General features: G+C 63.1%; 1 protein-coding gene. It reads left to right on the forward strand.

Going from position 1 to position 471, the window contains the following annotated elements:
* The coding region (locus KKP04_RS15295; protein ID WP_215033549.1) for a transposase at positions 1-471 on the forward strand (471 nt) is incomplete at both ends.

Here is a 471-nt window from a genome sequence, read left to right on the forward strand (position 1 = left end):
CCGGCCAGCGTCGGCACCGCTCATCCTGTCCTTCTGCTGGACGCACCTGAGGAGGCGGTTCTATGAAATCGCTGTGGGCGGCAACGCGCCGCTCGCCGACGCCGCGCTCGCGCAGATCGCAGCGCTTTACAAAATCGAGGAAACCATCCGTGGCCAGAGCGCCGAAGCGCGCCGCAAGGTCCGGCAGGCCAAGAGCATGCCGCTACTCGATCGGTTCAAATCCTGGCTCGACAAGACCCTCTCCCTCGTTCCCGGCGGCTCCAAAATGGCCAAGGCCATCCGCTATGCTCTCCACCATTGGGACGGCCTCATCCTGTTCGCGAACGACGGGCGCATCGAGATGGACACAAACACCGTCGAGCGTTCCATCAGGCCTCTGGCTCTGAACAGGAAAAACGCACTCTTCGCCGGCCACGACCGCGGAGCAGAGCATTGGGGAATCGTCGCCTCCCTGATCGAGAGCTGCAAACT

The sequence above is a fragment of the Rhodomicrobium sp. Az07 genome (assembly GCF_018619475.1).
Taxonomy (GTDB): Bacteria; Pseudomonadota; Alphaproteobacteria; order Rhizobiales; family Rhodomicrobiaceae; genus Rhodomicrobium.